This window comes from Methylibium sp. T29 (assembly GCF_000576205.1).
Taxonomy (GTDB): domain Bacteria; phylum Pseudomonadota; class Gammaproteobacteria; order Burkholderiales; family Burkholderiaceae_C; genus Methylibium; species Methylibium petroleiphilum.
The window spans coordinates 1-4,424 of sequence record NZ_AZND01000257.1; the positions used below are offsets into that span (position 1 = coordinate 1).

The following is a 4,424-nucleotide window of genomic DNA, read 5'->3' on the forward strand; positions in this document are numbered from 1 at the left end:
CCGATGCCGACGTGGCCGCGGCCCGTGCCGCGCTGCTGCCCAGCGTGTCGCTGTCGGGCTCGGCCGGGCTGGCCAGCACGGCGCTGCTGTCGCTTGCCAATCCATCCTCCAGCCTCGGGCTGAGCGCTTCGATCGTCCAGACGCTGTTCGACGGCGGGCGGCTGCGCAACCAGGTGGCGCTGGGCGAATCGGCGCGCCGCCAGCTGGTGGAGAGCTACCGGCTGGCCATCTACACGGCGCTGAAGGAGGTGGAGGACGCGCTCGGCAACGCGGTGCGCAACCGCGGCCAGGAGCAGGCGCAGCTGGCGATCCGCGACGAGGCGCAGCGCTCGCTGCGCCTGGCCGAGCTGCGCTACCGCGAGGGCGCCGACGACCTGACCAGCGTGCTGGACGCGCAGCGGACGCTGTTCTCGTCGATCGACCAGCTGGCGCAGCTGCGGCTGGCCCGGCTGACGGCGGCACTGGATCTGTTCAAGGCGCTGGGGGGCGGTTGGTCAATGAGTGATCGCCAACTTTCTTCATGAAGCCTTCGCCTCGACATTCGTCTCTTGAGCCAGCATTGTTGCGGCTTGATCACAAGACTTGACGATGATTTGACAAATCTTAATACGACTAATTATCATTACTGATTGATTGCTGTCGAGGACTGACAGCATGCCGGTCAGCCATCTGCTTCTCCTCGCGTCGTAGCGGGTCGGGAGTGCCGCAGAGAGCCAGCCTCTGCCGCCTTTTCGCCGATTCGATACACCCACCGAGGAGACCCCATGGCCTACATCCGTGCGCGCAAGCACGCCCTTCCACTCCGACGCAACAACGCGTCGGCCCTCGTGGCCTTCGCGGCCCTGGTCATCCCGGCCGCCGCCGTCCACGCCCAGCAGGCCGAAGTGCCCGCCACCGGCAGCCCGGTGCTGCCCGAGATCAAGGCGAAGGCCGCGAGCGAGAACGTGGCCAAGCCCGAACAGGTGGCTTCGCCCAAGTACACCGCGCCGCTGCTCGACACGCCGCAGACCATCACGGTGCTGCCCTCGAAGGTCCTGGAACAGCAGAACCGCGTCTCGCTGGTGGAGGCCCTGAGCACCGTCCCGGGCATCACCTTTGGCGCCGGTGAAGGCGGAGGTGGCTACGGCGACAGCATCAATTTCCGCGGCTACTCGGCCAACAACAACATCACGCTCGACGGCATGCGGGACAGTGCCCAATACAACCGTTCCGACGCCTTCAATCTCGAGCAGATCGAAGTGACCAACGGCGCCAACTCGGTCTATGGCGGCGCTGGCAACGTGAGCGGCGGCATCAACCTCGTGAGCAAATCGCCGAAGGCCGAGAACTTCGGCCGCGTCGGCCTCGGCCTGGGTACCGACAGCTACCGGCGCACCACCGCCGACGTGAACCGCCTGCTCGGTGACACCACGGCCCTGCGTCTCAACGTGATGGCGCACGGCAACGACGTGCCAGGACGGGACGTCGAGGAGTACAAGCGCTGGGGCATCGCGCCGTCGATCACCTTCGGGCTCAACACCCCGACGCAACTGACCCTGAGCTACCTGCACCAGCGCGACGAGAACGTGCCGCAGTACGGCGTGCCCTACTACCGCAACGCGTTCAACAACGGCCTGATCCCGGGCGCCAAGTCGAGCAACTACTACGGCTATCGCGATGTCGACACGCAGGAGATCGATGTCGACATGTTCACCGTGGTGTTCGATCACCGCTTCAGCGACCGCTTCCGGGTGCGCAATCAGACTCGCGCGCAGCGCATCGACCAGTTCCTCGTGGTGAACCCGCCCCAGGGCAGCTACTGCCTGGCCAGCGGCACGCTCGCCTCGGACGGCACGCCCTGCGCGACGCCGGGGGTCTACACCCCGAGCGGTCCGCGCGGTTCGACGCGCGACAGCAGCAACGAATACCTGGCCAACCAGACCGACTTCACGACCGAATTCAAGACCGGCGGCATCGAACACACGCTCGTCACAGGCTTCTCGCTGTCGCATGAACGCTACCGCCTGGTCAACGGCAACTCGCTGCGCAACCCCGGCGGCGCGCTGCCGAACCCCGTGCTGCCGCCGATGGACATCGCGAACCCGGAGCGTCTACGGCGGCCCCGTCAACTTCGTCGCGACCGGCCGCACGCGCGGCGAACTCGACAACGTGGCGGTCTACCTGTTCGACAACCTGAAGTTCAACGAGCAATGGGCGCTCAACGGCGGCGTCCGCTATGAGAAGAACCGGACCTCTTCGTCGACCGACACCATTGCCGCTGGCGTGACCACCAGCAACCCGACGCAGTCGCGCACCGACAACCTGACTTCGTTCCGCGTCGGCCTGGTCTACAAGCCCGTTCCGGTCGGCAGCTTCTACGTCGCCTACGGCAACTCGAAGACACCCTCGAAGGCCACGGTGAACGGCGCCTGCACGCAGAACGAGACCACGACGACCGGCAACAACAACTGCAACGTCGCGCCCGAGACGGCGGTCAACATCGAGGTCGGCACCAAGTGGGACGTGCTCGACAACCGGCTGTCGCTGACGGCCGCGGTGTTCCGCAACGAACTGCGCAACTACCGCGTCAACTCCAACGACCCGACGGTTCCCGACCAGCAGCTCGATGGCAAGTCGCGCGTGGACGGCGTGGCGCTCGGCGCGGCCGGACAGATCACGCCGCAATGGAGCGTGTCAGCCAACTACACCTATCTGGACAGCGAAGTGCTCTCGGGCGCCTCCGACTTCTGCGTTGCCAACCCGACGGCGTTGAACTGCGATGCCGCGCTGGCGACGACGGGCAACCCGCTGACCAACACGCCGGAGCACGCGTTCAGCCTGTGGAGCACCTACCAGTTCGTGCCCGGCGTGACCGTCGGCTACGGTGTGCTGTACCAGGGCAGCTGGCTTCTCAACAATGCGCTGCCGCCGCTGTACAAGGCGCCGAGCTATTGGGTGCAGAACGCCATGGTGGCGTACCAGGTCACCCGCAGTCTGGACCTGCAGCTCAATGTGAAGAACCTGACGGACCGCACCTACTACACGCGCATCCGCAACAATGGCTGGGCCACTCCGGGCGATGGCCGAGCCGTCACGCTGACCGCCAGCTACGCGTTCTGACGACGCCCTCGTTCACCGTCCCGCCCCGGCCTCTTCCTCGGAAGAGGCCTTTTTCATCGCTCGCCGAAACGGACTCGACCATGATGCTCCATGTGCCCGCCGTGCTGAACGGCGACCAGGTCGCCGACCTGCGCGCCGCGCTGGATCGCGCCAGCTGGGTCGACGGACGCGCCAGCGTCGGCTCCCAAGGCGCGCAGGTGAAACACAACCACCAGCTGGCCGAGGGCTCGCCGCTGGCGCTGCAGCTGGGTCAGGCCATCGTGACCGCGCTGCACGCCAACCCCCTGTTCTTTTCCGCTGTCCTGCCGCACCGCATCCTGCCGCCGTTCTTCAACCGCTACGGCAGCGGCGAGCACTACGGACTCCATGTCGATGGCGCCATCCGGACCGCCGCCGACAATGGACAGCGGCTGCGCAGCGACGTCTCGTGCACTCTGTTCCTGACCGAGCCGGAGGACTATGACGGCGGCGAGCTGGTGGTGGTCGACACCTACGGCACCCACGAGGTCAAGCTGCCGGCGGGCGACCTGATCGTCTATCCGGCAAGCAGCCTGCATCGCGTCGAGCCAGTGACGCGTGGCGTTCGCGTCAGTTCCTTCTTCTGGGTTCAGAGCATGGTGCGCGAGGACTGGCACCGCACGATGCTGTTCGACCTGGACCAGAACATCCAGAAGCTGCGGCAGAGAATCGGCGATTGCGAGGAGACTGTCGGCCTCACCGGCCACTATCACAACCTGCTGCGCCAGTGGGCCGAGGTGTGACGCGGCGGGCCGCCGCTCACGGGCCCTGTCGGGACACGCTCAGTACACGTCGCGCCGCAGCCGGCCGGTCTCGATGAGCCGATCGACCGCGTCGCGGCCCAGCACGTCGACCAGCGCGGCCTCCACGCCCGCGGCCATGCCGACCAGACTGCCGCAGACGTAGAGCGCGGCACCGCGGGTAACCCAGTCGCGCAGCACGTCGGCCTGCTCGCGCAGGCGGTCCTGCACATAGCGCTTGCCCGGCTGGTCGCGCGAGAACACGAGGTCGGTGCGTTCGAGCACGCCGCTGGCCTGCCAGGCGGCGATCTCGTCGCGGTAGTAGGCGTCGTGCGCGGCATGGCGCTCGCCGAACACCAGCCAGTTCGCGCCGTGTCCGGCCGCGGCGCGGGCCTTGAGGTGGGCGCGCAGGCCGGCCAGGCCGGTGCCGTTGCCGACCAGGATCAGCGGACGGCCGGCGTTGTCGCCGAGGCGGAAGTTGCCGTGGGCGCGCAGCCGCAGCGCGATCTCGTCGTCGATCGCGGCCCGCTCGGTGAGCCAGCCGGAGGCCAGGCCCGGCGTGCCGTC

3 protein-coding genes and 2 pseudogenes are annotated in these 4,424 nt (G+C 67.3%); 4 read left to right on the forward strand and 1 reads right to left on the reverse strand.

What is annotated here, in order from left to right; all coding sequences use genetic code 11:
• The 4 genes and pseudogenes from x551_RS18805 to x551_RS18815 all read left to right on the forward strand — a co-directional run.
• A partial coding sequence (locus x551_RS18805; protein WP_036250178.1) for a TolC family protein occupies positions 1-524 on the forward strand: 524 nt, incomplete at its 5' end.
• Between the two features lie 240 nt (positions 525-764).
• A pseudogene (locus x551_RS27670) lies at positions 765-1,277 on the forward strand (TonB-dependent receptor plug domain-containing protein); the annotation flags it as partial.
• A gap of 712 nt (positions 1,278-1,989) precedes the next feature.
• Positions 1,990-3,099 (forward strand): TonB-dependent receptor, encoded by a 1,110-nt coding sequence (locus x551_RS26585; RefSeq protein ID WP_253950420.1) that lies wholly within the window; start codon positions 1,990-1,992, stop codon positions 3,097-3,099.
• An 80-nt stretch (positions 3,100-3,179) separates the two neighbouring features.
• A complete protein-coding gene (locus tag x551_RS18815) occupies positions 3,180-3,860 on the forward strand; it encodes a Fe2+-dependent dioxygenase (RefSeq protein ID WP_036235000.1) in 681 nt (226 codons plus the stop codon).
• A 39-nt stretch (positions 3,861-3,899) separates the two neighbouring features.
• Here x551_RS18815 and x551_RS18820 read toward each other — a convergent pair.
• Positions 3,900-4,424, reverse strand: a pseudogene (locus x551_RS18820) (oxidoreductase); the annotation flags it as partial.

What these genes read in the sequence shown, in the direction of transcription:
- x551_RS26585 (WP_253950420.1), top strand. Translation starts at nt 1,990, where the DNA reads ATGAACGCTACCGCCTGGTCAACGGCAACTCGCTGCGCAACCCCGGCG.
- x551_RS18815 (WP_036235000.1), top strand. Translation starts at nt 3,180, where the DNA reads ATGATGCTCCATGTGCCCGCCGTGCTGAACGGCGACCAGGTCGCCGAC.